This window comes from Vibrio sp. 10N.247.310.17, from assembly GCF_041466605.1.
In the GTDB taxonomy this organism is placed as follows: domain Bacteria; phylum Pseudomonadota; class Gammaproteobacteria; order Enterobacterales; family Vibrionaceae; genus Vibrio; species Vibrio tasmaniensis_A.
On record NZ_JBFSTC010000035.1, the window covers coordinates 13680 to 39675 of the forward strand.

The 25996-nt window shown below is 44.2% G+C and carries 22 protein-coding genes and 1 pseudogene; 10 read left to right on the forward strand and 13 right to left on the reverse strand.

What is annotated here, in order from left to right; genetic code table 11:
* Window positions 1-50: 50 nt before the first annotated feature.
* The gene (locus AB6D80_RS11785; protein WP_372188576.1) at window positions 51-569 is read left to right on the forward strand and encodes a GNAT family N-acetyltransferase; all 519 of its coding nucleotides are present in this window, start codon (window positions 51-53) and stop codon (window positions 567-569) included.
* A 39-nt stretch (window positions 570-608) separates the two neighbouring features.
* On the forward strand, window positions 609-893 hold the full coding sequence (locus AB6D80_RS11790) for a YciI family protein (RefSeq protein WP_372188578.1): 285 nt from the start codon (window positions 609-611) through the stop codon (window positions 891-893).
* 176 nt (window positions 894-1069) lie between these two features.
* Here the strand turns inward: AB6D80_RS11790 and AB6D80_RS11795 are convergent.
* Window positions 1070-1516, reverse strand: a pseudogene (locus AB6D80_RS11795) (DUF417 family protein).
* Window positions 1517-1783: 267 nt separating this feature from the next.
* On the opposite strand from AB6D80_RS11795, the gene AB6D80_RS11800 reads away from it, so the two are divergent.
* Window positions 1784-2146, forward strand: a complete 363-nt coding sequence (locus AB6D80_RS11800; RefSeq protein ID WP_372188579.1) for a RidA family protein — start codon at window positions 1784-1786, stop codon at window positions 2144-2146.
* 148 nt (window positions 2147-2294) lie between these two features.
* On the opposite strand, the gene AB6D80_RS11805 is transcribed toward AB6D80_RS11800, so the two are convergent.
* Complete coding sequence (locus AB6D80_RS11805) at window positions 2295-3881, reverse strand: BCCT family transporter (RefSeq protein ID WP_029224269.1); 1587 nt, start codon at window positions 3879-3881, stop codon at window positions 2295-2297.
* Between the two features lie 450 nt (window positions 3882-4331).
* On the opposite strand from AB6D80_RS11805, the gene AB6D80_RS11810 reads away from it, so the two are divergent.
* Together AB6D80_RS11810 and AB6D80_RS11815 are read left to right on the forward strand one after the other, a co-directional pair.
* Window positions 4332-7499 carry a chitinase C-terminal domain-containing protein gene (locus AB6D80_RS11810; protein WP_372188581.1) on the forward strand — a complete coding sequence of 1056 codons (3168 nt, stop codon included), beginning with the start codon at window positions 4332-4334 and terminating at the stop codon, window positions 7497-7499.
* Window positions 7500-7794: 295 nt separating this feature from the next.
* Window positions 7795-9258 (forward strand): diguanylate cyclase domain-containing protein, encoded by a 1464-nt coding sequence (locus AB6D80_RS11815; protein WP_372188582.1) that lies wholly within the window; start codon window positions 7795-7797, stop codon window positions 9256-9258.
* 135 nt (window positions 9259-9393) lie between these two features.
* Here AB6D80_RS11815 and AB6D80_RS11820 read toward each other — a convergent pair whose 3' ends face one another.
* Complete coding sequence (locus AB6D80_RS11820) at window positions 9394-9648, reverse strand: YgjV family protein (RefSeq protein WP_010430226.1); 255 nt, start codon at window positions 9646-9648, stop codon at window positions 9394-9396.
* A 268-nt stretch (window positions 9649-9916) separates the two neighbouring features.
* Here AB6D80_RS11820 and AB6D80_RS11825 point away from each other — a divergent pair, with 268 nt between their 5' ends.
* The 3 genes from AB6D80_RS11825 to AB6D80_RS11835 all read left to right on the forward strand — a co-directional run bounded on the left by AB6D80_RS11825 (window position 9917) and on the right by AB6D80_RS11835 (window position 12331).
* The gene (locus AB6D80_RS11825) at window positions 9917-10507 is read left to right on the forward strand and encodes a DUF4136 domain-containing protein (RefSeq protein ID WP_280601106.1); all 591 of its coding nucleotides are present in this window, start codon (window positions 9917-9919) and stop codon (window positions 10505-10507) included.
* Window positions 10508-10685: 178 nt separating this feature from the next.
* Window positions 10686-11870, forward strand: coding sequence for a serine hydrolase (locus AB6D80_RS11830; protein WP_372188585.1), 1185 nt, complete (start codon window positions 10686-10688; stop codon window positions 11868-11870).
* A 167-nt stretch (window positions 11871-12037) separates the two neighbouring features.
* Window positions 12038-12331, forward strand: a complete 294-nt coding sequence (locus AB6D80_RS11835; protein WP_017076090.1) for a YkgJ family cysteine cluster protein — start codon at window positions 12038-12040, stop codon at window positions 12329-12331.
* Between the two features lie 250 nt (window positions 12332-12581).
* On the opposite strand, the gene AB6D80_RS11840 is transcribed toward AB6D80_RS11835, so the two are convergent.
* The 6 genes from AB6D80_RS11840 to AB6D80_RS11865 all read right to left on the reverse strand — a co-directional run bounded on the left by AB6D80_RS11840 (window position 12582) and on the right by AB6D80_RS11865 (window position 18119).
* A complete protein-coding gene (locus AB6D80_RS11840) occupies window positions 12582-14264 on the reverse strand; it encodes a pseudouridine synthase (protein WP_372188587.1) in 1683 nt (560 codons plus the stop codon).
* Between the two features lie 151 nt (window positions 14265-14415).
* Window positions 14416-15036, reverse strand: coding sequence for a glutathione S-transferase family protein (locus tag AB6D80_RS11845; protein ID WP_372188589.1), 621 nt, complete (start codon window positions 15034-15036; stop codon window positions 14416-14418).
* Between the two features lie 34 nt (window positions 15037-15070).
* Window positions 15071-16102 carry an NADP-dependent oxidoreductase gene (locus AB6D80_RS11850; RefSeq protein ID WP_372188591.1) on the reverse strand — a complete coding sequence of 344 codons (1032 nt, stop codon included), beginning with the start codon at window positions 16100-16102 and terminating at the stop codon, window positions 15071-15073.
* Window positions 16103-16239: 137 nt separating this feature from the next.
* Window positions 16240-16830 (reverse strand): TetR/AcrR family transcriptional regulator, encoded by a 591-nt coding sequence (locus tag AB6D80_RS11855; protein ID WP_009845490.1) that lies wholly within the window; start codon window positions 16828-16830, stop codon window positions 16240-16242.
* 146 nt (window positions 16831-16976) lie between these two features.
* Window positions 16977-17450, reverse strand: a complete 474-nt coding sequence (locus AB6D80_RS11860) for an FKBP-type peptidyl-prolyl cis-trans isomerase (protein ID WP_012600489.1) — start codon at window positions 17448-17450, stop codon at window positions 16977-16979.
* Window positions 17451-17492: 42 nt separating this feature from the next.
* Window positions 17493-18119: a thiol:disulfide interchange protein DsbA/DsbL gene (locus tag AB6D80_RS11865; RefSeq protein WP_017097500.1), complete on the reverse strand. Its 627-nt coding sequence runs from the start codon at window positions 18117-18119 to the stop codon at window positions 17493-17495.
* 271 nt (window positions 18120-18390) lie between these two features.
* On the opposite strand from AB6D80_RS11865, the gene AB6D80_RS11870 reads away from it, so the two are divergent.
* Window positions 18391-19026, forward strand: a complete 636-nt coding sequence (locus tag AB6D80_RS11870; protein ID WP_372188593.1) for an OmpA family protein — start codon at window positions 18391-18393, stop codon at window positions 19024-19026.
* A 108-nt stretch (window positions 19027-19134) separates the two neighbouring features.
* Here the strand turns inward: AB6D80_RS11870 and AB6D80_RS11875 are convergent, their stop codons facing one another.
* Both AB6D80_RS11875 and norR read right to left on the reverse strand, forming a co-directional pair.
* Window positions 19135-19494: a glutaredoxin gene (locus tag AB6D80_RS11875; RefSeq protein WP_029222916.1), complete on the reverse strand. Its 360-nt coding sequence runs from the start codon at window positions 19492-19494 to the stop codon at window positions 19135-19137.
* A gap of 89 nt (window positions 19495-19583) precedes the next feature.
* Window positions 19584-21176, reverse strand: coding sequence for a nitric oxide reductase transcriptional regulator NorR (norR, locus tag AB6D80_RS11880; RefSeq protein ID WP_372064639.1), 1593 nt, complete (start codon window positions 21174-21176; stop codon window positions 19584-19586).
* A 349-nt stretch (window positions 21177-21525) separates the two neighbouring features.
* On the opposite strand from norR, the gene hmpA reads away from it, so the two are divergent.
* Window positions 21526-22722: an NO-inducible flavohemoprotein gene (gene hmpA, locus AB6D80_RS11885; RefSeq protein WP_372188594.1), complete on the forward strand. Its 1197-nt coding sequence runs from the start codon at window positions 21526-21528 to the stop codon at window positions 22720-22722.
* 159 nt (window positions 22723-22881) lie between these two features.
* On the opposite strand, the gene AB6D80_RS11890 is transcribed toward hmpA, so the two are convergent.
* Together AB6D80_RS11890 and clcA are read right to left on the reverse strand one after the other, a co-directional pair.
* A complete protein-coding gene (locus tag AB6D80_RS11890; protein WP_135383796.1) occupies window positions 22882-23862 on the reverse strand; it encodes a TDT family transporter in 981 nt (326 codons plus the stop codon).
* A gap of 301 nt (window positions 23863-24163) precedes the next feature.
* Window positions 24164-25570, reverse strand: a complete 1407-nt coding sequence (gene clcA, locus AB6D80_RS11895; RefSeq protein WP_372188596.1) for a H(+)/Cl(-) exchange transporter ClcA — start codon at window positions 25568-25570, stop codon at window positions 24164-24166.
* Window positions 25571-25996 lie beyond the last annotated feature (426 nt).

The window sequence follows — 25996 nt, forward strand, 5'->3', positions numbered from 1 at the left end:
TGTATGAATCATTAGGTGCGGCTTTTTAGATAAGCGACAGGGTATTTATTATGGATGTATTTTTACACGTACTTCATCCAAGCGATGCCAGTGCTTTATTGGAGTTTGAAGTCGAAAATCGAGAGTGGTTTGAGCAATTTGTTCCAGCGAGGGAAGACAGTTTCTATTCCAATGAGGGTGTGGCCGAGCAAATCACCAGCTTTCTAACTGAATACGAGAATGGTGAGATGATTCCTATGTTGATCAAAGACGCTAATGGCACTATTTGTGGGCGAATCAATGTTCGTGATATCGACCAGAACGCTGGAAGTGGAGAACTAGGTTATCGAGTAGGTCACGCATATGGTTCTAAGGGTATTGCGTCTAACGCGGTGAGGAAGTTACTTATCTACTTGGCCGAGCACTCATCCCTTAAATATGTTGATGCCTATGCGTTAGTGGGTAATGTTGGATCAAATAAAATCTTATCCAAGGCCGGTTTTAACTTAGTTGAACGCGTTGAAAGTTACGCCGTGTTCAAAGGGAAGGATCAAGATGCTCATTATTATCGTAGGGCGTTATCTATGTAACTGAACACTCTTAATATTAACCTACAGTAAGGAAATATCATGTTTATTGTTTCTCTCGAATACCAAGCGCCTTTGAAGGAAGTAGATCGCTTCATTCCAGAACATGTTGAGTTTTTAAACAAGCAGTATGAACTCGGACACTTTCAGTTGTCGGGTCGTAAGAACCCTCGAACTGGTGGTGTTATTTTATCCACGCTTAGTAACAGGGAACAGTTAGACATGATTTTGACCGAGGATCCCTTTCATCGAGAGAATATCGCTAAGTATGAAGTCATCGAGATGTTGCCGACCAAGGCATCTCAAGAGTTCGAGTTTTTGTTATAGGTTACATTTACTCTACGAAGTTAATTAGGATCTTAACTTGTTATTTTAATTAAACTTTATCATCTAGATTATCGCCTTATATATTAGAAGCTGGCAGCGTCCTTCTAGCCAGCTTCGAGCCTTTTTATTTTCAGGTTTAAGGTTACTTCTAGTTTCGGCCACTTATAGATTTACGGTTACTTCTGAGGTTTGTTACGTTCGATTACGCTAATCGCGATCGCCAAAAATAGAATATCTTTCACTAGGAAGAAGTTAGTGACTAAGATGCCATCCGATACTTTCCAAGCATTTGGCGTTGTAATTAGGAAGCTGAGTGTCACAACAAAGATGGCCGCTGCAGCAATGCCTGAATAGAAAGCAATTGTTGGTTTCTTAAATCCAACGATCAGTCCAATCGCGACAATGATCTCCGCGCCACCCACCATGTTAGACACAGCTTGTACTGAGAACAGATTGTAAAGCCAGTTCATTGCAGGATGATTTGCGATTAGCGGTTCAATGAGCATCGCTTCGGTTGGCGTAAACTTATAAATACCAATCTAAGCGAGCACTAATGCTACGCCAACCACGCCTAGGTTGTATCCGACATTACTCTGTTTTAAATCATAGGTTTGAACATGCATAAAAGTACTCCATTTAATAAAATCCCTGAATATGACCGCAGGAGCTCAGATTAAATTTCGCATTGAGAACAATAATTAATATATTTATCTAGAGACTTATTGTCTCGATATGAACTTAAATACTGGTGATGTTGAGAACCGAAGCAATGTGTAGGCGATAGTGCTGTTCAAAAGGTACAGCGAGCCTTCCAATTTTTGTTTTCAATATTCACGATTTGGATTAGATTACGTTGACGTAAATCCCTAATTATAAGAAGAGAATTGACCGTGAAAATCCATAGAATTAACCCGACCAAACGTTGGTCAGATGTAACTGTATTTAATGGCATCGCAAGTTTTGTTGAGGTACCAGAGACGGATACAGCGGCAGGAATTAAGAGTCAGGTTCAGCAAATCTTCGAACAAGCTGAAGAAATGATGAGTTTGGTCGACAGTGACAAATCTCGCGTATTGTCGGTAACGATTTACCTAACAGATTTTGCTAACTTTGACGCACTAAATGAAGTGTGGGAATCGTGGTTTCCTGAAGGCTGTGCGCCAAGCCGTGCATGTGTGAAAGCAGAACTGGCAAACCCTGAGCTATTGGTTGAGATGTCGTTTATGGTTGCTGCGGGTGAAAAGTTTCAATAAGCCGAAATATCGGTAGAAGTAATTGGTCGTATAAACACTAATCAGCTAATCAATTAGACAGCGAACAGATAAAACAAAGCCACTCAGGTGAATCACTTGAGTGGCTTTTTAATTTTATACGCTACCCGAAACTAAATCGGATTAGGCATTAAGCGAGACCTTGATCTCTGGCCATCTGTTTCGCGATCTTCGGTGCGTGCCATAAACACGGCAACAAGATAAACGATACAGGAACGGCTGTGATCACAATGAACGACTGTAGGGCAGAGATACCGCCAGAACCCATTGAGATAAGCGCGATAGCTACTGCACCCATGATGATACCCCAGAAGGTACGTACGGCTGCGTTTGGCTCTGTAGTGCCTGTCATTACCACACTGATGGTGTAAGTCATCGAGTCACCTGTTGTCACGATGAACGTGGTCGTCAGGATAAGGAACAGAATCGCAATCAAAGTAGGGAACGGCAGTTGAGCGGTAATTGCCAGTAGCACTGCAGGAAGGTTAAAGCCTTCGAACGCGCTAGAAATTACGCCTGGGTTCTCTAATTCAAACGCTAGACCACTACCACCAACGATGCTGAACCAAAAACATGTTACTAGCGGTGCAACGATGCTGATAGAAACGATCATTTGGCGAATCGTACGGCCACGTGAGATACGAGCAATGAAGATCGCCATCATCGGACCATAGCCTAAGAACCAACCCCAGAAGAATACCGTCCAGCCACCTAGCCACGCTGTATCTTGGCGGTACAGTGCCATTGGGATGAAGTTATCCACCATTTCGCCCATACCTTGTAGGTAGCCATCAATGATGAAGCTCGTTGGGCCTACTAGCAGAATGTAGCCGATTAGGCACACTGATAAGATGATGTTGTAACGGCTAACCAGTTGGATACCTTTGTTCACGCCACTCAATGCAGACAGTGTGTACATTGCGATAGCGAAAATGATAACCACACTTTGAGTTGCAAAGCTGTCAGAAATACCAAACAGTTCGCTCAACGCATAGCTGATCTGTAGGCCAAGGAAGCCGATAGGGCCGATTGTACCTGCGGCTACTGCCACAATGCTGCACGCATCAACGACGTTACCAATCCAGCTGTTGATTGCCTTGTCGCCAAGTACTGGGTAAAGCAGCGTGCGTGGCTTAAGAGGAAGACCTTTGTCGTAATGCAGGTGCATTAACACGATGGAAGACAAACCACCTAAGATTGCCCAGGCAAGGAAGCCCCAGTGCATGAAAGATTGTGATAGGGCGTTGAACGCCATCGCTTGAGGATCAGCGTTACCATAAAGTGGTGGAGCTGAAACAAAGTGAGCAATAGGCTCTGCGGCTGCCCAGAACACACCACCGCCAGCTAGCAGCGTACATAGGACGATAGACATCCATTTAAAGGTGGTCATTTCAGGGAGAGCAAGCGTTCCTAAACGAACGTGGCCTGTGCGTCCTAGTGCAAGCACTAAGCCGATAATGAAATTGAGTAGTAGTAGGACTTGCCAGAAAGCACCGAACCACTTAGTTGAGTAACTAAAGCCGATGTTTACAAGTTCGGACAACACGGAGGTGTTGGTGAAAGCAAGGACGACAAAGAGGGTTAAAAAACTCCCACTAAGCCAAAATACTGGGTTTCCGAGTTCCAGTTTTTCACCCAAAGATTGAGCTTTATTGAAATCGATAGAAGTAGCTTCTGCGTTGATGTTTTCGTTGGCGACTTGCGTCAAGTTGGACATTATTTCTTCGCTATATTTGGCTCTTTCAAGCCTATGTATTTCTCCCACACTTGCATAGAAGTGTGAGGTTCGTCAAAAAAGCCGCAGATACTAACACATTTGTTATCAAAAGGTGGGCGAATTCCAAAAAGAAAGCCAAATCGACTGTAAATCTCTACTTTTTGGTTAGTTTTGATACGAATTTTTTGTCAACGCTGAGTCACATTTCTGATTTTTGAGACATTATTTTTTATCTTTCCGAAATAAATTAATATTAGTTGTTGGTGCAAAATAAGTGTCGACTCATTGCATGCTATAAACAAATTAATGCGAGTTATTTTATAAATAGAGAATATTTTAGGTGTTAAATTTGCGTTGTTACCTACAGTTGTTTTGCGAAGAGATTTAAGTGGTGAGTAAAGTCCCATTTAAATTAAACATCTTGAAACAACAACTTAAGGGATAGCTAACATGCACCTAAACCAAGGAAGAGTGGCCAAGAAGGTTTTTACACTCAGTACTCTCACCGCGTCATGCTTAATGGCGTTCAATAGCTATGCGGCTGTGGATTGCTCAACGTTAGAAACGTGGGACTCTGCCACTGTATATACCGGTGGTGATCAGGTTTCACATGACGGCAGCGCGTACTCAGCAAACTACTGGAATCAAAATAACAACCCAAGCCAATTTGAAGGCGATTACGCACAATGGAAGAAAGTCGATGTGTGTAGTGGTAATGGCGGTGGTGGTACACTAAACGAAGCACCAACGGCTGCATTAACAACGCCTACAGCATCAGATGTGATTGTTGAAGGCGACAGTGTCGTATTAAGCGCAACAGCACTGGACGCTGATGGTAGTGTTGCTTCCGTAGAATTCTTTGTTGATGGTTCTTCGGTCGCGGTTGTGACAGCGGCACCATTTGAAGCAACGTGGGCTGCAACGTCGGGTAATCATCAGGTTTCTGTTGTCGCGACAGACAACGAAGGTGCGGCAAGCCTTGCTAGTGAAGTTTCAGTGGTTGTTGATTCAGCTCTGCCAGGAAATGAAGCACCGACAGTTTCGGTTGCGCTTTCAGCAGCTTCGGTCGATGTTGGTAGTGTAGTAATGCTTACCGCAACAGCAGCAGACAGCGATGGCACGGTCGATAAGGTTGATTTCTACGTAGCAGGTGCTCTTATTGGCACAGCTGCAACTAACCCTTACACGCTTGATTACACAACCACTCAAGCGGGTTCTTTAGCGGTCTACGCAAAAGCGACTGACAATCAAGGGGCAACGACAGATTCCGCGCTGGCTTCTTTGACGGTGAATGGCGCACCAACGGTGAGTACTTGTCGACCTGATGGCTTATATCAAACTCAAGGTGTCGATGTTCCTTATTGTACGATTTACGATGATGAAGGTCGTGAGAAGATGGGCGCGGATCACCCACGTCGTGTGATTGGTTACTTCACAAGTTGGCGTGCAGGGGACGACCCACAAGCCGCATACTTAGTCAATGATATTCCTTGGGAACAACTTACACACATTAACTACGCTTTCGTGAGCATTGGCTCAGATGGCAAAGTAAACGTGGGTGATGTGAATGATCCGAACAACGCAGCGGTTGGTAAAGAGTGGCCGGGCGTTGAAGTTGATCCTACCTTAGGCTTCAAAGGTCACTTCGGTGCATTAGCGACAGCTAAGAAAAAACACGATGTTAAGACTTTAATCTCAATCGGTGGTTGGGCTGAAACCGGTGGTCATTTCGCGACAGACGGTAGCCGAGTAGCTGATGGTGGTTTCTACACAATGACGACCAACGCCGACGGTTCTATTAACCATCAAGGCATCGAAACATTCGCCACTTCAGCGGTTGAAATGCTTCGTAAGTACCAGTTCGATGGTCTAGATATTGATTATGAATACCCAACCTCTATGGCGGGTGCTGGTAATCCGTACGACAAAGACTTCATGGAGCCGCGTCGCCAATACCTGTGGGCTTCGTACCAAGTCTTGATGAAAGTGCTTCGTGAGAAGCTTGATGCGGCGTCTGCGCAAGATGGCAATCACTACATGTTAACTATCGCGGCGCCTTCTTCTGGTTACCTGTTACGCGGTATGGAAACATTCGATGTGACTAAGTATCTCGATTACGTGAACATCATGTCTTATGACCTTCACGGTGCGTGGAACGATCACGTAGGACACAACGCAGCCTTGTTTGATACGGGTAAAGATTCAGAGTTAGCACAGTGGAACGTTTACGGCACTGCGGCTTACGGTGGTATCGGTTATCTGAACACGGATTGGGCTTACCATTACTTCCGTGGTTCTATGCCAGCAGGTCGTATTAATATCGGTGTGCCTTACTACACTCGTGGTTGGCAAGGTGTAACCGGAGGCGAAAATGGTCTTTGGGGCCGAGCTGCACTTCCAAACCAAGCTGAATGTTCAGCAGGTACGGGGGAAGGTGAGAAGAATAACTGTGGCCATGGTGCAATTGGTATCGACAACATGTGGCACGATACCGATCCAAAAGGTAACGAAATGGGCGCGGGTTCTAACCCAATGTGGCACGCGAAGAACCTAGAGAAAGGCATTTGGGGTTCTTATGCAGAGGCTTACAAGCTTGATCCTGTGAATGATCCATCTGATGTTCTAACGGGAACTTACACGCGTAACTACGACAGTGTAGCGGTTGCCCCTTGGTTGTGGAACGCAGAGAAGGGCGTATTCCTTTCAACGGAAGATAAAGATTCTATCAACGTGAAAGCAGACTACGTTATCGACAAAGAGATCGGCGGTATCATGTTCTGGGAACTAGCAGGGGATTATAACTGTTATGTACTCGATGCGAGTGGCAACCGAACGTCTATCGATACGACCGAACAAGCGTGTAATAGCGGTAACGGTGAGTTCCACATGGGTAACACCATGACGAAAGCTATCTACGATAAGTTTAAGTCTGCGACCCCATACGGAAACAAGGTAGCGACGGGCGCTATCCCGACAGAAGCACTAGATATTACGGTATCGGTTGGTGGCTTCAAAGTCGGTGACCAAAACTACCCAATTAACCCTAAGATCACGTTTACAAACAACACAGGTCAAGCACTTCCGGGCGGTACCGAGTTCCAGTTCGATATCCCAGTGTCAGCGCCTGACAATGCAAAAGATCAATCGGGTGGTGGTTTAACTGTGATTGCTTCGGGTCATACTCGTGCGGATAACATTGGTGGATTAGATGGAACCATGCACCGAGTGGCGTTTACTTTACCTACATGGGAAGAGCTTCCAGCTGGTGGTGTGTATGAGCTAGATATGGTGTATTACCTGCCAATCTCCGGCCCCGCTAACTATGCAGTGAGCGTGAACGGAGTCGATTATGCCTTTAGCTTTGAGCAACCAGACTTACCATTAGGTGATATCAGTTCAGGTGGCGGTAACCCTGGCGATGGTGGCACCAACCCAGGTACATGTGATACAGCCGGTTTAGCGGTTTACCCAGACTTACCTCAGAAAGATTGGGCGGGTAACCCAAGCCATGCAAACACTGGCGACCAAGTGGTTCATAACGGTAGTATTTACCAAGCGAACTGGTGGACAAGTTCTGAACCGGGTAGTGATGGTAGCTGGAGTCAGATTTGTTCTTAATTTAATGCTCACTAATCCATTTATAGACAATAGATCGCAGTAATAGCCAGTAAATACGAATGCTTTTAAGTCTATTTATCAGGGTTTTAGTGTAATTTAAGTAATCAACTTCAACGTAAAATTAAAACGCCGAACTGAATCCAGTTCGGCGTTTTTGCCTTAAGTCACAGATTGCGTATAGAAACCCTTAAAAATATCGACACTCGTTCAGTAAAAAATAAAACCATGATATAAAACAGTCTGTATATAAGAGAAGTCACAGCGTTACCTAAAATTATAAATCTATGGGGTAATCTTGAAAGTCAAACGTAAATACATTCTTAGTTTTTCCATTGCGCTCGCCATTGTGTCGATGATTCTTTCGGCCTTTCAATTTAACCGAACTGAAAGGTCATTGTTGGAATCCAACCAGCTATTTTTTCGAACGATTGTGAATGCGAGTTACGATATTGTCGACACAACAGTTAATGAGGCGATAAAGACATATCTCAAAGGAATTACCGATACCGTTGCGTCCCATGTATGGCATGCCACACCGGAACAGGAAATTGAACAAGTAAGCCAGATCGCCAATGAATTGCACATTGGACAATCAGGTTATATCTATTTGATGTCACCGCAAGGCGTTCACCTCTACCATCCTTTCTTGCAAGGAAAGAAGCGCGGGCATCTTATCCATATCCAAAAACAGCTCAGTATCGACTCTGGTATGATCGAATACTTTCACGCTAATCCACATGAGATAACTCGGCGTGCAAAAGTTGCCTATTCGATGAGGCTACCGAGTGGCAATACTTTGGTCGCGACGACCTATAAAGAAGAATTGATGTATTTGGTCGATCTTGAAGGCTTAAAAGATAAGCTGAGAAAGTACGCGTTCGGTGATAGCGGATATGTGTACATTATTGATCTTCAGGGTAACTTAGTGCTTCATCCTGATTATGAACACAAGTCATTGAAAGCCTTGATAGGCTACTCGTCCGAACTGCTCATTGATCGAATCGCAACCCAGCCAGAAGGTCACTTTAGCTATTCAATTTCCAGTGACAATGGTACGACCAACAAAAACGTCTTCTATAAGTTTTACCCCTATCTGAATTGGGTCATTTCCGCCGGTATTTTAGAGCAGGAGCTCAATAGAAATCATAGTTTGCTGTTCATTAGCTTGATGGCTTTGGTCGTGAGCCTATTGAGCATTATCATCGTGCTGGTGCTTTACCTGCGGCATCGTCATCTCAAAATCTTGGATGTTGCGAGCCTCGATTACCTCACTGGCCTTCCTAGCCGGCGGAGTTTTATCGAGCAGTTAAAGCTGAAAATTGCTCAAAGGTCGCCTTACCCGCTAACAAATGTCGGTGTCATTTTGCTTGATATTGACCATTTCAAACGGGTGAACGATCAATATGGTCATGCTCAAGGCGATAGGGTTATCTGTGAGGTCGCAAAATCACTGAAGAGATTTGTTAATCGTCGTCGCTTGATTGCACGCTATGGCGGTGAAGAGTTTATTTTGGTGACGTTTGATTGTGATGAGCGTGAGTTATTCGAATTGTCTGAGGAACTCAGACGAAGTGTAGAGCAACTGCAAGGTTTGGTGTCACCTGTCACAATCAGTGCTGGCTGTTGTCACGATCGAGCGCTCACTGATATTGAAACAGCGATCGATAAAGCTGACAAAGCGCTTTATCAAGCAAAAGAGAGGGGACGTAACAACACTCAGACGTATCAAAAGAACGAATATCGCGTTGCTTATATGTGATCAGTTGAAAGAATCGATGTCTTCAAAGGCTAGAAAATTGGAAATCATGCTCTTGAGAACGACAAACACAAAAAAGCCCAAATAGATCGCTCTATTTGGGCTTTTTCAGAAATATTTGAAATGCTAATCGCTAATTTAAGCTTTCGCTGCTTTCATCGCTTCCGTTTTTTTTTCCTTTTGCATTTTTGCAAGGAAGTAGATGTTTACACAAGCGATGAAACCGTTGGTCGCGACCACTGGCCATGCGTCAATCATAACGCCGTATGCTGTAAAGAGAGTACAGCCAATAAAGTTAAGGACACGCAGACGAACGATATCTTTCATTGTTAATGAAATTGCGACCATAATAGATGCCGCGTAACCTAAAATTTCAACCATATTGAATTCCATTGTTTGACCCTCTTAAATTTGCCGATACTTTGTCGGTACCAATTCTTCTCTTCATGAGATGATTGAGGAAGCTCCGTGCCTCGAATGGTCTGGTTATGTTTAACGAGGTAGACTATACCAACTCTGTTTTTGTGATTAAACCCCCAAAACGGGCAGAAGTGAAGGTTAGCGATTACGCAAACGTTTAATGACCTTTCTATTAACATAATTACTATTTATGTTGGGAGGTTAATTGATATTTATTCTTATATAGGTAAGGAAGCCGCGAATGATAAAACGATCCATTTGTGCAACAAAAAGCATAAAAAAAGCAGCGTTGTTGGCTTTGATAGCGATTGGACTGACAGCATGTACCACACAAGAAATGCCGCCAACGCACAATTATGGTGTGGTCACCAGCGGTGATTTTGAGTTCATGGAAAACGGAGTAACGACGTACTCGTGGCACCCTGAATCAGAGCAGGTTTACCTTTCTCAAAAATACGATGAGACCGTAGTAACTGATCTAGTGCGTGATGCGATTGAAGATCAACTCGCTACGAAAGGTTATCAACTGAATCAAAATGGTGCAGTTGGTGATGTTGTTGTCGGTTTTGGATTGGCCGAAGAATCAGAGTTAAATGATGACTCGATTTTCGATGCGATTAAGCTTTCAACGGGGGTGCCATTTTATGATGGTGACGGAAAGGTCGCCGAGAAAGGATCGCTGTACATTGCTTTTTTCGTACCTAACTCTCAGGTCGTACAATGGCAAGCATTAGCACAGTCTGGCATTCAACCTGATTTAGAGCCAAGCGAGAGCAAACAGCGTATTACTGGCTTTGTTGAAATGTTATTTAGACGCATGCCTGAGCGATAGAATTAGGCGTTGGATGCATTCGTTGAGTCAATATTAGTTGTTGAAAATATGGTCAGATCGCAGATTATACTTTTTTATTTGTAACGAATGGTACAAATACGTAAAGCAACGTAAAGTTCGCGCTTCTTTTGCTAGCATTTGTCTATACTGCTCAAAACGTTAACTTAGGTTTGATTCAATGAAACTGTTTTCCAAATACTCTCTCCCTCTATTAAGTATATTCATTGTAAGTAACGCAGCGATGGTAAGTAATGCAGCTATCGCAGCACCTTCTATAGTACCAAGCCCACCTAGCCTAGGCGCAAAAGGGTATGTGTTAATTGATTTTAATTCTGGTGATGTGCTGGTAGAAAAAAACGCACACACTAAGTTAAACCCAGCGAGTTTGACTAAACTGATGACCAGCTATGTAGCTGGGCAAGAGATGAAGCGAGGCAACATCTCTGCTGACGATCAGGTACGAATCAGCGAGAACGCGTGGGCGAAGAACTTCCCTGACTCTTCAAAAATGTTCATCGAAGTGAACACCGATGTAGCAATGATGGACCTTTATCGCGGACTGATTATTCAATCAGGTAACGATGCGAGTGTAGCGATTGCGGAACACGTTGCGGGCTCACAAGATGCATTTGTGGATCTTATGAACTCTTGGGCTTCGTCTCTGAAACTAGAAAACACCCATTTTGCGAACGCGCATGGTTTAGACGCTGACGATCTTTATTCGACTCCTTACGATATTGCATTACTAGGTCGTGCGATTATTCGTGATTTACCGGATGTTTATGGCTTATACAGCGAACGTTCGTTCAGTTACAACGGCATCGCACAACACAACCGTAATGGCTTACTGCGTGATAGAAGCTTGACGGTTGATGGCATGAAAACGGGCTATACCTCAGGCGCTGGCTACAGTTTAGCGAGTTCGGCGACACAAGGTGAGATGAGACTTATCGCGGTTGTTATGGGCGCATCAAGCGTTAAGAGCCGTGAGTCAGACAGCAAACAGTTGTTGAGCTATGGCTTCCGCTTCTTCGATACTTTAAACCCACATCAAGGTGGAGATGAAGTCGCTGAAGAGAAGGTATGGTTTGGTGCCAAAGATACATTGAAGCTGGGTGTTGCAGAAGACACGTTTATCACACTGCCTAAGTCAGACAGTAAAAAGCTAACGGCATCGATTGAACTTAATTCTGAGTTGAAGGCACCGATTGCAGAAGGTCAAACACTAGGTGTGGTTCATTACACAGTCGATGGTGAAGATGTGCAAACTCAGCCATTGATTGCGCTAGAGGCTGTTGAACAAGGTGGAATATTCAAACGTCTGATGGATTACGTTAAGTTGTTTTTCGCGAGCCTATTCTAAATAGGGTCGTTATTCAGCTAAAACGAGAAAACTTAATGGGCGTTGTGAGCAAATCACAACGCCCATTGTTATTTCTACATCCATGAAAACACCGTCATCTACTTTCTTTATTAGCCGTAGCGGACGGTTTCGATTACTATACGCAAAATTTAGCAGTGTAGTCACTTATGACCATAGAGATAAAGAACGTAACCGAACCTGAAGTAACTTGTGCCAATTGTCAGGCATGCTGTTGTCGTTTAGAGGTTATGATCATCACAGATACCGGCGTTCCTGAAGAGCATATTGCTTATGACGAGTGGGGCGGCGAAACCATGCTGAGATTAGATGACGGTTGGTGCTCTGCGGTAGATAGAGAAACACTGATGTGTACTATTTACGAAAACCGACCTTGGATCTGCCGTGAGTTCGAAATGGGCTCTTACGAGTGTGTGGAACAACGCACTGATGTTATGGGTTAGGCGTCTGCAACATTGAAGTTAGTAACGAAAGTACGCTACCGGCCTGTGATAAGCACATAAAAAAATTAAACTTCAGGGTTCTATATCTCAAGCAGATTTAGAACCCTGATGCGTTTAATGAGATAAAAATTTTACGAAACAATAATTTAAGTGAAATAAGAGCTTTAACGAGAAAAAGTTTTAATGGGACAAAAATTTTAGCGCGGTAATCGTTTTATCGCACCAATAGTTTTAGCACGATAAGAACAGCTTAAAACTCAGAAGGCACTTCAAATTCCATCCATTCACCGGTTGTTGGGTGAATTAACTTTAGGTAACCCGCGTGTAGGTGCAAGCGTTCGCGTTTGTATCCGTATAAGTCGTCACCACGAATCGGTGCACCAAGGCCTAATGGATGAGCACAATGCACACGCAGCTGATGGGTACGGCCTGTTTTCGGATACAGATGAACTTTGGTTTTACCATTGCTGGTACCAATCGCTTCCCAATAGGTATCTGCGTTTCGGCCGTGTTCATGGCAAACCAGTTGTCTTGGTCTATCTGTGATGTCACCGCGTAAAGGCAGGCTGATATAGCCAGATACACCCGTTATCTCACCATCTAACAAAGCGGTGTAGCGCTTCTCGACGGTTCTATCAATGAATTGCTTCTGAATGTTCTTGTTTGACTCCGCCGTGAGCGCCAAGATCAACAAGCCTGACGTCGACATGTCTAATCTATGGATGATCAAAGGCCCTGTTGCATTCGGGTAACGCGCTTTAATGCGTGTATAAACCGAGTCTTCGATAAACTTACCAGGAACCGACAAGAACTCCTCGGGTTTATTCACCACCACGATCTCGTCATCTTCATAGACAATATCAAACGACTTACCAACCGCAGGGTTCACGATAAGCGGGTTCTCTTCTAATTCGATGCCGTTTAGCTGGTGGTCGAGGATCTCGAAGCTTTTACTTTGGCAAACCGGGTACAGGTTTGCGTGCTGGCGAATGACAGCCGTTGGAGGCAATCCCCACCAAAACTCAGACAATGCTAATGGCTGAAAGCCGTGTTCAAAAGCAAAATTAAGCAGCTTAGGTAGGCAGCAGTCGCCAGAGCCTTCAAGAGCGTCTTTGCCATCTAACAATTCAAGCAGGTTCTTTGATTCGAGAGCTTGGTTGTTAAAGCGATAATGAGACAACCGTTGCGCTTCTAATTCGGCTGAGATCGCTTGGTACTCTTGCTTGCGGCTCGTGAGTTCGCTTTCGATAGCATCAACTTGCGACTGGCGTTCTGCGATCTTTTGTTTCCACTCGATTCTAAGTGCTTTTAAGTCGCGTTTCTCTTGGCTGCTTTGATTGCCCAGTTGTTTGAGCAAATTCGCTGCTGACTCTAGATTCCCCAATGCCTTTTCTTGATTGGCTTGTTCTCTGAGTGCGTTACGCTGAGATTTGTTTGCTGCCATGGCTAATTGAAAGGCTTCGATAGCTTGTGCTGATTCGATTTTTAACTCTTCAAATTCAGCCAATAATGCGCCTAGGTTGTGCGACTGTTGTAGTTTTTCAATGTCATCCGCTAGTTGCGATTGGCGAGCAAGGTTTGCACTGTTGTGAGATTGAAACTGTTCTGAATCGAAGGCTGATGGAACAAAGTTAATGTTGTTTAACTGAGAGGCCAAAGACGGATATAACTGCAAACCTGAAAACGCAGAAAGGTAACCTAGCTCTTGTGTAGTTGGGTTCTGAACAAGAAGCACGGCGTAGAGGTTGCCTTGCGATGTTTCATTCACACCGCAGTCGAGTAACGACTGCTGAAGTTGCTGCATGGCAAACTCACACGTTGGATGTGGTGTGTAGTAGTACGGAAACGTAAAACGAGTCGGTAGCGGTAAGTCTACATTCGTATTGTCGTTTTTTAGGTGCAGTGGTGTGTATTGAGCAAGGTTTGCTGACATGAAGATCAAACTCTATGGCTGTTCAGTTAGAGTTCGGTATTGTTGTCGAAATGAAGGCAAATGAGAAGCCAAAGCGAAAGATAAATCGGCTTTGGCTTCATTTAGTTGCTTGTGCTTATCCGAAGCGCGTCCGAGCTTGATTGAAACTCGATCAGTTCGAGTGTTCTAGCTCTAGTTGCTCGGCTTTTTGGTAAGCAGGGTGGCACGTTAAAAGATCACCGTATTTAGCAATGTTAGGGTAGAGCGCAGTGGCACCGAAGTTACCCACGATTTCTACGATGAACGACATCATGAAATCGGCACCCGTCAGAGTATCAGCAACAAGGTAAGTTTTACCTTCAAGCGCTTCGTTGACAAAGGTTAGGATCTTTTGGTTTTCATCATCAGCGTAGCCGCCAAGGAAATTAGTCTCGCAACCGTCTTTCATCACAAAGATTTTAAGTAGCATTGGCAGAATACCAGAGCTTTCAGCGAAGTGAAGCCACTGTGAGTATTCCACGTAGTCAGCGGTGCCGCGCACTGGTGCGAACTTACCTTGACCGTATTTGTCGATTAGGTACTCGGTGATAGCACCAGATTCGCTGATCACGACGCCATCGTCTTCAATAACCGGAGATTTACCAAGAGGATGAACGGCCTTCAATTCTGGTGGCGCTAGAAACGTTACACTGTCTCGTTGGTATGGTTTGATTTGGTAATCTACTCCAAGCTCTTCCAATAGCCAGATGATGCGTTTTGAGCGAGATTTGTTTAGGTGATGCAAAGTAATCATGATTTTACCTAGTTAACTGGTTCAGTTTTTGAATTTATTTAGCTTCGTTTGTTTTGATAACAAGCTTACCGAAGTTTTGGCCTTCCAATAGACCCATGAATGCTTGTGGCGCCTCGTCTAGGCCTTCAACTAGGTGCTCACGGTAATGCATCTTGCCTTGAGACAACCATTCTGTCATTTGAACGGCAAACTCATTGTAACGGTGTGCGTAATCATCAAAGATAATGAAACCTTGCATCTTAATACGCTTGACCAAAAGAGTGCCCATAAGGCTAGACATGCGATCTGGGCCTTCAGGAAGTGATGTCGCATTGTATTGTGAAATAAGGCCACAAACAGGAATGCGAGCACCAGTGTTAAGCAACGGCATTACCGCATCGAACACCTTGCCGCCAACGTTTTCAAAATAAACGTCGATGCCGTTGCTACACGCTTCAGCCAGTTGCTCCGCGAAGTCGTCGGCTTTGTGGTCGATACATTCATCAAAAACAAGCACTTCTTTCGCGTACTGACATTTCTCTTGACCACCAGCAACGCCAATGACACGACAGCCTTTTAATTTCCCGATTTGGCCAACGGTTGCGCCTACTGCACCTGTTGCAGCCGCAACGACTAGAGTGTCGCCTTCTTTAGGTTGGCCGATATCAAGTAAGCCCATGTACGCAGTAAAGCCTGGCATACCCATGATGCCTAGTGCGTAAGAAGGGTGTGTTGGCTCTTTACCTAGTTTGATTAGGCCTTCACCATCAGACACACCAAGATCTTGCCAACCGGTGTAAGCCAGTACCCATTCGCCAACTTCAAAATCGCTATTGTTTGACTCTTCAACCTGACACACGGTTGCACCGACCATCACTTCATCAATCGCAACAGGGTCTGCGTAAGATTTAGCATCGCTCATTCGGCCACGCATGTACGGGTCTAGAGAAAGGTAAACTGAGCGAAGTAACATCTCGCCGTCTTTAATTGTTGGTGCGGCTACTGTCTCCAAACGGAAGTTATCTTGAGTCGGTGCGCCTACTGGGCGAGAAGCCAATACGATGCGGCGGTTGTCTTGTTGAGTCATTAGGTATCCTTAATTTTATATTATGCTTATTTAGAATTAGACCAGTCGTCTAGTCTTGTTGTCTAAAAATCCCGCCGTCATCAAATGATAAGAGGGCGGGTTATCTGTCGTTAGTAAAGACTAAACACAGTACGTGGTTAGTTTTTACCTTTTAAAATCTGTTGGGTTAGGTTTAAAGCTGATTCTAAGCTACGTGAACTCTGGCTTAGTTTGCTTAATAAGCTTGCGCCTAACCACATAGAATATAGATTTTGAGCGGTTTCTTGGCTCTCTTCAACCTTTATCGAGCCATCATCAATACCACCGACAATGCACTGCTCGATGGTATGCGTCACTTTCTCAGCACCTTTCAATAGCGCTTGGCGCATAGGATCAGAAAGATCAGAAACTTCGGCGCTGAGCTTAACGACTAAGCATTTATGAGCGTTACAAGTACCGTTTTCAATCTGTGACCATCGAGTGAAATAACTGATAATTCTCTGGTAATGGTTGCCTTCACCATGAACCAAAATAGTTTCAACTCTGCTGATGTAGGTCTCAAAATAGTGCTGGATCAGAGCCTCGCCAAATTGCTCTTTAGATTTAAAGTAGTGGTAAAACGATCCTTTTGGAACATCCGCTTCTTTAAGCAATTGCGATAAGCCAACGCCGTTAAAGCCGTTGTTCACTATTAATTGGTAGCCAACATCTAAAACATGCAGGCGTGTGTCGTTCGTTTTATCGTTCATGGGCTTACTATAAGTTAAATTAGACCAGTCGTCTAGCCTTCGGCTTTTTGAGGTATATTCCGTCGTTACAAAAGTGGCTTCAAATATTCAGAGATAAAAAAGCCCCAGCATAGCTCGTATGTTAGGGCTTAAATCAGTCTCTTCAATTATTTGATAGAGATTAACTCAACATCAAAAATCAAAGTTGCTGATGGTGGGATAGGGCCTGAACCACCTTTACCGTAAGCCAATTGGCTTGGGATAAACAGGCGAACTTTTTGGCCTTCGACCATGTAAGTCAAACCTTCTTGCCAGCCTTTTATCACTTGTTTAAGAGCAAATGAGATTGGCTCACCACGATCAACAGAGCTGTCGAAAACAGTGCCGTCGATAAGTGTACCGTGGTAATGAACCGTTACTTTGCTGTTCTTAGTTGGGTGCTCTGTACCAGTACCTTCTTCAAGAACTAGGTATTGAAGACCACTTTCAGTCGTAACAACCCCTTCTTTAGCGCCGTTTTCGATAAGGAATTGTTGGCCTTGTTCGATATTTTCTTCGCCAGATTTATGGTTCATCCAAGTGCGGTAGATCATGAAGCCAGCCAAAATAAAGACAATGACCGGGATGATAAATTTAGACATAGTAAAACCTATTTATTGTTGATTTTTTATAGAGAAAAGCCGTTACGGCTGAGTCAAAAGGTAGTTGATCGTTTTTGCGATACCTTGAACATCTTGGTGACCTGCTGTGAGTACTTGGTATTTACCGTTGATGATAAATGTTGGTACTGAGTTGATTTGACCTTTTACTGAGATCTCTTCAGCTTTCTTTACGTAGTCAAATAGAGCGACTTGCTGTTCTTTGTTCAGTTGGTATGGGCTAACCAGACCACGAGAAGTGAACGCAGTCTCTAGAGCTTGTTGACGTTGTTCAGGAGTCGCATCTGCACCCATTTGAACCGCAGCAAATAGGTCGTCCATGAACGCGTGGTCAGGTGTCGCATCAAGTTGCATTACTGCTGTGTAGTAGATCATTGCGCTGATTTGAGCACTTTCATTGAACGTAACGTGCATCTTGCCAATAGTTTGGTCTGTTAGAGATTCGATCTCTGGAATTGCACTTTCCATTTGACGGCAGTGACCACAATTTAGAGAGAAGATTTCAGTGATCGGAGACAGGTTAAATTCAGTTAGAGCAGTAGGCAGCGCTTCGTATTGAACGCCTTTCTGTGGCTCGTCTGTTTCACTACAACCCGCGATAATCAGTACGGCAGCAAGTGCTGTGATGAATTTAGTAAATGGTTTAAACATAATGTTTGCTCTAGCGTTGAGAAGTCGTGAGATTCTAACTATTTAGTACGAATTGGAAAACAATTATAAGGTAAATAAATGCAAACAGTTGGAACGGGCGGGCGATGACAGGCGAGTTGACGGTTAATTGTGATCAAAAACACTTTTTTGGGACGTGCTTTCTTTTCGTATAAAGTTTTTGTCTAAAGTTTTTCTCTCAGTGCCGATATAGACATTAGTGAATGGTTTATCTGCATAAGTGGTTGGTGAAGTAATGAGATATTTAGCGATAATGTTAAGCATAGCTTTGGCTGGGTGCGAAACTACGTTACCAACGGGGTTATTCGGTGAGGATATGTTACAAACTGCACCGAAAACTGATTACGACATTATGTACCCTGAATGGGGTGTGGTTCAAACGACATCTGTAGCGAGCAATCGCAGCTACTCAGTCCAGAACAGCACTCATCAACAAAAAACCATCACTACCAACTATGGACGTGGTGTCTCGACTAATGACCCACTGGAAGTTTTTTTAAGACAAAACCGTATCGATTTTGAAGTACTGCCGGGCAACCATGTGATGGTAAAGCTGGAACAGCACGTGAACTTTAAAACGGGTTCAGCATTCCCTGAGCCAGCCTACAATCAATGGTTGGATACTTTAGGCAGTTACCTTTCTCGACGCCAAGACATTGATGTCGTCATTGAAGGACACACGGATAATACAGGCAGTGATCGTGTTAATGATCCGCTCTCTGAACAGCGCGCAAAAGAAGTGAAAGCTCGCTTAGAAAGTAACTATGTTTCGAGTCGTGCTATTTACACCCGCGGTTTCGGTGAGTACGTTCCCGCGTGTAACAACGCTTCAGTACAAGGTAAAGCCTGTAACCGCCGTGTAGAGTTGATGCTGATTGTGGCGAAATAGATGCGAGAAGCTTGATTCTTTGAATCGAAAGAGCGTATCGATTACAGACATAAAAAAATCCCTCATGAAGAGGGATTTTTTGTATTTTGCTTGTGTTGCTTTTTCCGCTTATGCGAACTGATTTTCTAAGTAAGATACGATATCTGAAGATTCGTACATCCACTCAGTTTTACCGTCTTTCTCGATACGTAGACAAGGCACTTTCACACGACCGCCGCCAGCTTCAAGCTCTGCACGGTGTTGTTCGTTGTTTTTTGCATCACGAAGTTCAAACTGAACAGACTGACGTTTCATCGAGCGTCGTACTTTTACACAAAATGGACATGCCTCGAATTGGTACAACGTGTGCGTTTTTGCCTGCTCGTTCACTTTGCTTTGTTCTTCTTGAGAACGCTTCACACCGCGTGGGCTGAAAACAAAATTCAACAACAAGATGACGCGACCTAAAAACCAACGGATAAACTTCATAACTCTCTCTACATATTTAAAATTAGCGTTACAATTTGCAGCATTATATACACAAGTTTTGTCAGATGCTCGCAACAAACCGCTAATATCTATTTTGTCCGTTCGATCGTGTGAGACTTCGCCACATTTAGCCCTAAACGTTTGGACAGTCGAGTCAGGTTTGCTCGGTCTGTTTTCAGAACTCGCCCTGCTTGCGCCCAGTTAAAGTTGGCATCTTCCAACACCTCAGTGATGATGCTGCGTTGAAAATCATCGGTAGCGCCACGTAAACCTGCAGATAGGTCGATCGTTGGTGTTGATAAAGGTGTGTTTTTTACCTGTGTCGTCGCTATAGGCTGATCTTGGTCGAGTGGGCCACAATCTTCTTTAGTGATTGTCACGAGGTTTTTGTTGGTGCTACGAGCTAATGCTTTTAGTGCTGAACGGCTAATCACGTGCTCAAGCTCACGTACGTTACCTGGCCAATCGTAACGGTTTAAAAATACCAGTACATCAGAGCGGAATTTAACTTGGTTGATACCAAGTTTACGACGTGCCTGTTCTAGGAAGAAGCCTGCTAGCAAGCTGATGTCGTCACCTCGGTCTTTCAGAGCTGGCACTGCGATAGGGTACACACTCAATCGGTGGTATAAATCGGCTCTGAATCGACCGTCTTCAACTTCTTGCTTTAAGTCTCGGTTGGTTGCAGCTAAAACACGAACATCAATAGTTTGAATGTTGTCTTGGCCTACAGGTTGGATTTCGTTGTTTTGCAGTGCACGCAATAGCTTACTTTGTGCTGCTAAAGGCAATTCACCAATTTCATCTAAGAATAGCGTGCCGCCATCGGCTAGAGCAAACTTACCTAAGCGGTTTTTGTCTGCACCAGTAAACGCGCCACGAACGTGACCAAATAGTTCACTCTCTACCAAGTTCTCAGGAATAGCTGCACAGTTGACATAGACGAGTGGGTTACGTTTACGCTGCGATTGGTGATGCAGGGTTCGAGCAACGAGCTCTTTACCAACACCTGTATCACCATGAATCAGAATATTAAATTCAGAGGGTGCGACAACCGCGATATCGTTTTTAAGCGCGACCATGGTGTCACTATTACCAATCAATTCGCCGCCGTCACGTTCCCACGCTTCAACATTCAGCTCTTCCAGTAATTGCTTTGACTGTTTTGCTTGATGTTCAAGTTGCGAGAAAGTCATCGCCATTTGCATCGTAGAGGCAGCAATAGCAGCGAGAACTTCTAGGTTCCGAGCAGGAATATTCGCGAAGACATCAGGTTTTAGGCTGTCGAGGGTTAGTACCCCTAACAATTTGTCACCAAAAAGAAGAGGCAAACCCATACAGGCATGCATAGGCAAATCGCCGTCGTGGTCGATCAGTAAGCCATCGAAAGGATCAGGCAATGAGCTATCCGCATCAAAACGAACTGGAGAACGCGATGCACAAATCGCATCAAAACGTGGATGTTCTGAAATAATAAAGCGGCGACCGAATGTATCTCGACTGAGCCCTTGCATTGCGATGGGTACTAGCGTGTCGCCTTGAAGGCTTAAAAGTGCGACACAATCACACGTTATGGTTTTACGAATGGCATCGATTAAGCGATTGAAACGGTCTTGATCGTTCACACCGCTGGCTAAACCAATGGTCATTTCCATGAGAGTGGATGCTGAGATATCTTGCATAAAGGGCTCATACTGTTTGTATTTTTATACATGGTAGAGTCTTTATGACATAAAAAAAAGGTCTTTTTGACTAAAGTTTGAAGAGGGTTTTTGAAGGAATGCTAGGCACAACAAGCTTTCGCATGTTGGCACCGTTTGTGCAATGTGTCCATTGCGTGTTGTCTATATGACTGAATATCTGACCTATCATTGATTTGAATCAATTAATGCGAATTTATCAGTCCACGTAATTCTCATAAAAATAGTAGCCAAAGAGCTCATTGAGAAAGAATTAATATAAAGTCATCTTTAAATAAAATTAGTCAATTTGACATGAAAGGTCAAAAGACTAAGTGTTCGGAGTAAATCAATGCTAAACAATCTACATATCAACATCATCAAATCGACGATTCCTCTTTTAGAAAGCGCAGGCCCTGCTTTAACTCAACACTTCTATCAACGCATGTTCACGCATAACCCTGAATTGAAAGATATCTTCAATATGACTCACCAAAGAACAGGTCGCCAAGGTGTCGCACTGTTTGAAGCTATCGCGGCTTATGCAAAGAACATCGAAAATCTAGCAGCGTTAACCTCAGCGGTTGAGCGTATTGCACAGAAACACACAAGCTTTAATATTCAACCAGACCATTACCAAATCGTTGGTCTTCACCTAATTGAAACACTGCGTGAATTAGCTGCTGATGCATTCACCCCAGAAGTAGAAGAAGCGTGGACTGCGGCTTACCTATTCTTAGCGCAAGTATTCATCGACCGTGAAGCTGAACTTTACCTACAGCGCAAGCAAGCTGTTGGTGGTTGGGAAGCTGCACGTGCATTCGTAATTGCAGATAAAATTGAAGAATCAGCATTAGTAACAAGCTTCATCCTACAACCAAAAGATGGCGGTGACGTTCTGGATTATACGCCAGGACAATATATTGGTATCGAAGTGAAACCTGAAGGTGCTCAGTACAGCGAGATCCGTCAATACTCACTATCAGACAAGCCAAACGGCAAGCAGTACCGAATTTCTGTGAAACGTGAAGGCCAAGGTCAAGAGACTCAAGGCGTAGTATCTAATCACATGCACGATACTGTTGCTGTCGGTGATGAAGTTAGCCTATATGCTCCAGCGGGTGACTTCATGTATCAAGAGCGTAGCAAGCCAGTAACGCTGATCTCTGCAGGTGTGGGTATAACACCAATGCAATCAATGCTTGAGTTCTTAAACAACCAGCAGAAAAACGAACCTGTACTGTACCTTCACGCTTGTGAAAACGTAGGTCAACACTCTTTCACGACTCGCGTTAAAGATATTGTTGCCGATAAAGGTTGGGAAGCGAAAACGTGGTACATGAACAAAGGCGAATCTGCGTGTGAGAACACACATGAAGGTCAAATGGATCTAGCATCTATCTCTGACACCAACGGCTTTGAAGAGAGCGATTTTTACATTTGTGGTCCTGTTGGCTTCATGAAGAACATCGTAGAACAGCTAGATGCACTTAAAGTCGACCGTTCTCGCGTCCACTACGAAGTCTTTGGCCCTCACGCTAATTTCTAATAGCTCTCACTAGTTCTATTAACACTCGCCTGAACTATTAACACCTTGCCTATTCAAAGGCCTCACATTGTGAGGCCTTTTTTCGTTTGGTTTGTCCAGCGAGAGACAATTGGATATTGGAGTAGGGGGTGATCAGGGTAAGATCTTCTGGCGTTCGTTTTAAGAACGCTTAACCTTTTTGGACATGTAATCAGAATCAAAAAACTCAGGCCAGTACATTTTCACATAACCGCCTGCCACCCAAATCACTAGGATGGTCGCGATGGTTAATTCAAAGAAGCCGAATTTATGCAGCCAATACCATTGTGGGTATTCAGCACCGAAAAATGTGGTTAAGCGGTGCATAGCAATGGCGCTGATCACGGACGGGAAGGTGACGGCTGCAATCGAAGGTTGGAACTTCAGACGCATTAGACGGATGTAACATAAGTAAATCAATAGAGTCATGGTGATAGCAATGCCAGCCAATGCTCCTGTCAGAATCGGATCTGGGTTGTCGAAGTTCACCAAGTAAGCGGCTAAAGATAAGTTAACCGGAGCCGCCATGATTGCGAGTGTTGGTCTTGCTCGGCGTGGCAGGTTTCCCTCGAACACCAAGCGATACAACACTACTGGCAGCATGAGGAAATAGATACCGATACAAGTGGCCGCCAGTGTCTCTGAAAAAACGGTGTGTCCAAACTGTGTACCTGCTAAGGAACTGCTGATTAACCCCACGGGATACAGGAACCAACTCGGCACAATGTTCGACATTTTGAAATTGAGGATCTGGAAACTAAAGAACAACACCATCATGGTAAAATGCAACAACAACGCGCAGAACCAGACTGGATAGGCGATTATTGGAGATATCTCGGCCAGATAGTCACATAGAATCAATAACGCCATGCTCATCGGCGCCATTAAGCTTCCGCTAAGTGGATGGCGAATGTCATTGATAAAAGTATCAAAACTTGTGAGATAACGAAGTAAAACGGGCAGCAATAACAGTGCGCCAAACGCAGCAAGGTAAGGGCGAATGATCTCACCAACCCCTGGCAGATATAATGCCCAAGCTTGCCCCAGCCCGATAACGCCAAGTGCTAAAGACGCCTGAGACGGTGGAACATTCTTTACTTGGGTTAATCTTCTCCAGTTCAACGACTTGCTCCACTCAGTTAAATGTAGAACGTATACTCTAATCAAAACGTTCAGTCATGCTCACAATCGGTGTTGTTAGGCATGTAAATAATTTCGTGGATAATAGCAAGTTTAACGTTTGCTTTTAAGGTTTTGATTCGAAATTGATATATAAAGCGCGATGAAAGTGTTTTTGATTTTCTTGAGTGTTCTATAAATATTGAGCTTGGTTTGCTTATTGTATTAGTGGAATTTGATTGTATTAGTGGAACTTAACGAGTTACGTTTAAGTCCCACATTTGAACTGACGTTTTCAATGCAATTAACGAACTTCCTCTTGCTGAGGGAGATCTTGCTGTCTTAGTTTCTCGTTTTTCAGCGTGCGGTTAAGTAGTTGGCTGTAAATTGGCTGACCACCTAACATCTGAGCAATGATTACCGCGCCTAAGCAGGTGATGATCAACGGTAAGATGAGGTAGTAGTTATTGGTCATTTCAATAACCAACAGTATGCCAGTGATAGGCGCTCGCACAGTGGCGGCAAATAAGGCGCCCATGCCAGCAATCGCAAACATACCCGGCTCTATGTTCAGTTCAGGGAAGAATGCAGCCGCGATAAGCCCAAACGCGTATCCAAAGAGTGTTCCTAAGGCAAGCATTGGTGCAAAGATACCACCCGGTGCACCAGAGCCGAAACAAAGAAGCGTGGTGAGTACGCGGCCTAAGAAGATTAACAGCAGCACGTTTGCGCTGTAGTTGCCATTAGTGATATTCGGGATGATACCAATACCACCGCCAGTCAACTCCGGTATATAGAGTAGCAATAAGCCAAAGCAACCGCCCAATAGGGAGCCTGTCATTAAGTAGCGTTTACGGTCATTCTTGTGTATTGCCACAAACAGGTCTTGCGAAAGTGTAATCAGCTTATTGAAAATCACACCAAACAGGCCGAACAACACACCTAACAACAAGAATAACCACAGAGCATCCAGTTCCGGCGGTTGGTATTGAGGCATTGTGATAACGGCAGATTGGCCATTGAGCGAACGAAATACAATATTGGCTGAAACCGCCGAGATGATGACGGCTTTGATTGAAATGAGTGAGTAGCGAAACTGTGGTCTCATTTCTTCTACTACAAACATGATTCCGGCGAGTGGTGCGTTGAATGCTGCGGCCAAACCACCTGCGGCACCCGAAGCCAGTAGTGAATGTCGGGCGTCGTCATCTTTAACTCGAAAGATATCGGTGACCATGCGACCAATACTGCCGCCCATTTGAACGGTTGGTCCTTCTCGACCTAAAACCATACCAGAGCCTAATGCGCCCATACCGCCAAAGAATTTTACTGGCAATACTCTCCACCATCGAACAGGGCGCATACCGTCCATAGCACCTTCAATTTCGGGGATGCCTGAGCCTGCAGCCTCTGGAGCAAAGCGGTGAACGAGGAAGTAACCAATAAAGGCAAATGCAGCACTAATAAGGAAAGCGGCCAGCCAAAGGGGTAAATAGCTACCGATTTCATCTCTAAGCCAATCGGTACGAGTTTCTGTGATGAAATGAACCGCGACTTCGAAATAGGTACCCACCACGCCAGCAAGTACACCTACAATACAAGAAAGAAAGAGAACGGAAGCGGGTGTTTTATCTCTTGAGAGAAATTGATTAATAGCATCCCTTGGCATTTTGGCGAGTAGGGACTGCTTAATTTTCTCTCTTCTGGTCATTGAGATAAGGCTCCTGAATGGGTTGAGGCGGGACTGCAATAAATTATACGCGTCCTCTGCATATCCTATAGCAGCAAAGATGCAAAGTTGAATTTCATTTATGGAATATACGTGTTACATAAATGGAATCTATAGGCAATAGTTGAATCGCCGTCACAATTTTGATCGATTCTCCGGTGGCGGCTTGAATATCCCCAAAAATGAACCATAGTTAAATCGTAAAGCAACATAACGAACCGCAAGGAGAAGTGAGGTTTTACACACAATTTGGATGGATTCAGAATAAAGTTTTAGTTCCTCGTTCAATGTTCAGGTCGATATTTAAGGCTTCCTGATTCGCGAACTCACGATTGAGTAACGAGGGTGAGGCGTACTGAGTAAGTACGCCTTTAGTTCGTCTGGAGCATTCCTTTTTCATAGTTCCCC

Bases quoted from the DNA above. Each gene is read 5' to 3' on its own strand.
- AB6D80_RS11845 (WP_372188589.1), bottom strand. From the start codon at position 15,036: ATGATTACTTTGCATCACCTAAACAAATCTCGCTCAAAACGCATCATC.
- AB6D80_RS11840 (WP_372188587.1), bottom strand. From the start codon at position 14,264: ATGTCAGCAAACCTTGCTCAATACACACCACTGCACCTAAAAAACGAC.
- AB6D80_RS11785 (WP_372188576.1), top strand. From the start codon at position 51: ATGGATGTATTTTTACACGTACTTCATCCAAGCGATGCCAGTGCTTTA.
- AB6D80_RS11820 (WP_010430226.1), bottom strand. From the start codon at position 9,648: ATGGAATTCAATATGGTTGAAATTTTAGGTTACGCGGCATCTATTATG.
- AB6D80_RS11805 (WP_029224269.1), bottom strand. From the start codon at position 3,881: ATGTCCAACTTGACGCAAGTCGCCAACGAAAACATCAACGCAGAAGCT.
- AB6D80_RS11790 (WP_372188578.1), top strand. From the start codon at position 609: ATGTTTATTGTTTCTCTCGAATACCAAGCGCCTTTGAAGGAAGTAGAT.
- AB6D80_RS11830 (WP_372188585.1), top strand. From the start codon at position 10,686: ATGAAACTGTTTTCCAAATACTCTCTCCCTCTATTAAGTATATTCATT.
- AB6D80_RS11850 (WP_372188591.1), bottom strand. From the start codon at position 16,102: ATGACTCAACAAGACAACCGCCGCATCGTATTGGCTTCTCGCCCAGTA.
- hmpA (WP_372188594.1), top strand. From the start codon at position 21,526: ATGCTAAACAATCTACATATCAACATCATCAAATCGACGATTCCTCTT.
- AB6D80_RS11875 (WP_029222916.1), bottom strand. From the start codon at position 19,494: ATGAAGTTTATCCGTTGGTTTTTAGGTCGCGTCATCTTGTTGTTGAAT.
- norR (WP_372064639.1), bottom strand. From the start codon at position 21,176: ATGCAAGATATCTCAGCATCCACTCTCATGGAAATGACCATTGGTTTA.
- AB6D80_RS11870 (WP_372188593.1), top strand. From the start codon at position 18,391: ATGTTAAGCATAGCTTTGGCTGGGTGCGAAACTACGTTACCAACGGGG.
- AB6D80_RS11825 (WP_280601106.1), top strand. From the start codon at position 9,917: ATGATAAAACGATCCATTTGTGCAACAAAAAGCATAAAAAAAGCAGCG.
- AB6D80_RS11860 (WP_012600489.1), bottom strand. From the start codon at position 17,450: ATGTCTAAATTTATCATCCCGGTCATTGTCTTTATTTTGGCTGGCTTC.
- clcA (WP_372188596.1), bottom strand. From the start codon at position 25,570: ATGACCAGAAGAGAGAAAATTAAGCAGTCCCTACTCGCCAAAATGCCA.
- AB6D80_RS11855 (WP_009845490.1), bottom strand. From the start codon at position 16,830: ATGAACGATAAAACGAACGACACACGCCTGCATGTTTTAGATGTTGGC.
- AB6D80_RS11810 (WP_372188581.1), top strand. From the start codon at position 4,332: ATGCACCTAAACCAAGGAAGAGTGGCCAAGAAGGTTTTTACACTCAGT.
- AB6D80_RS11835 (WP_017076090.1), top strand. From the start codon at position 12,038: ATGACCATAGAGATAAAGAACGTAACCGAACCTGAAGTAACTTGTGCC.
- AB6D80_RS11865 (WP_017097500.1), bottom strand. From the start codon at position 18,119: ATGTTTAAACCATTTACTAAATTCATCACAGCACTTGCTGCCGTACTG.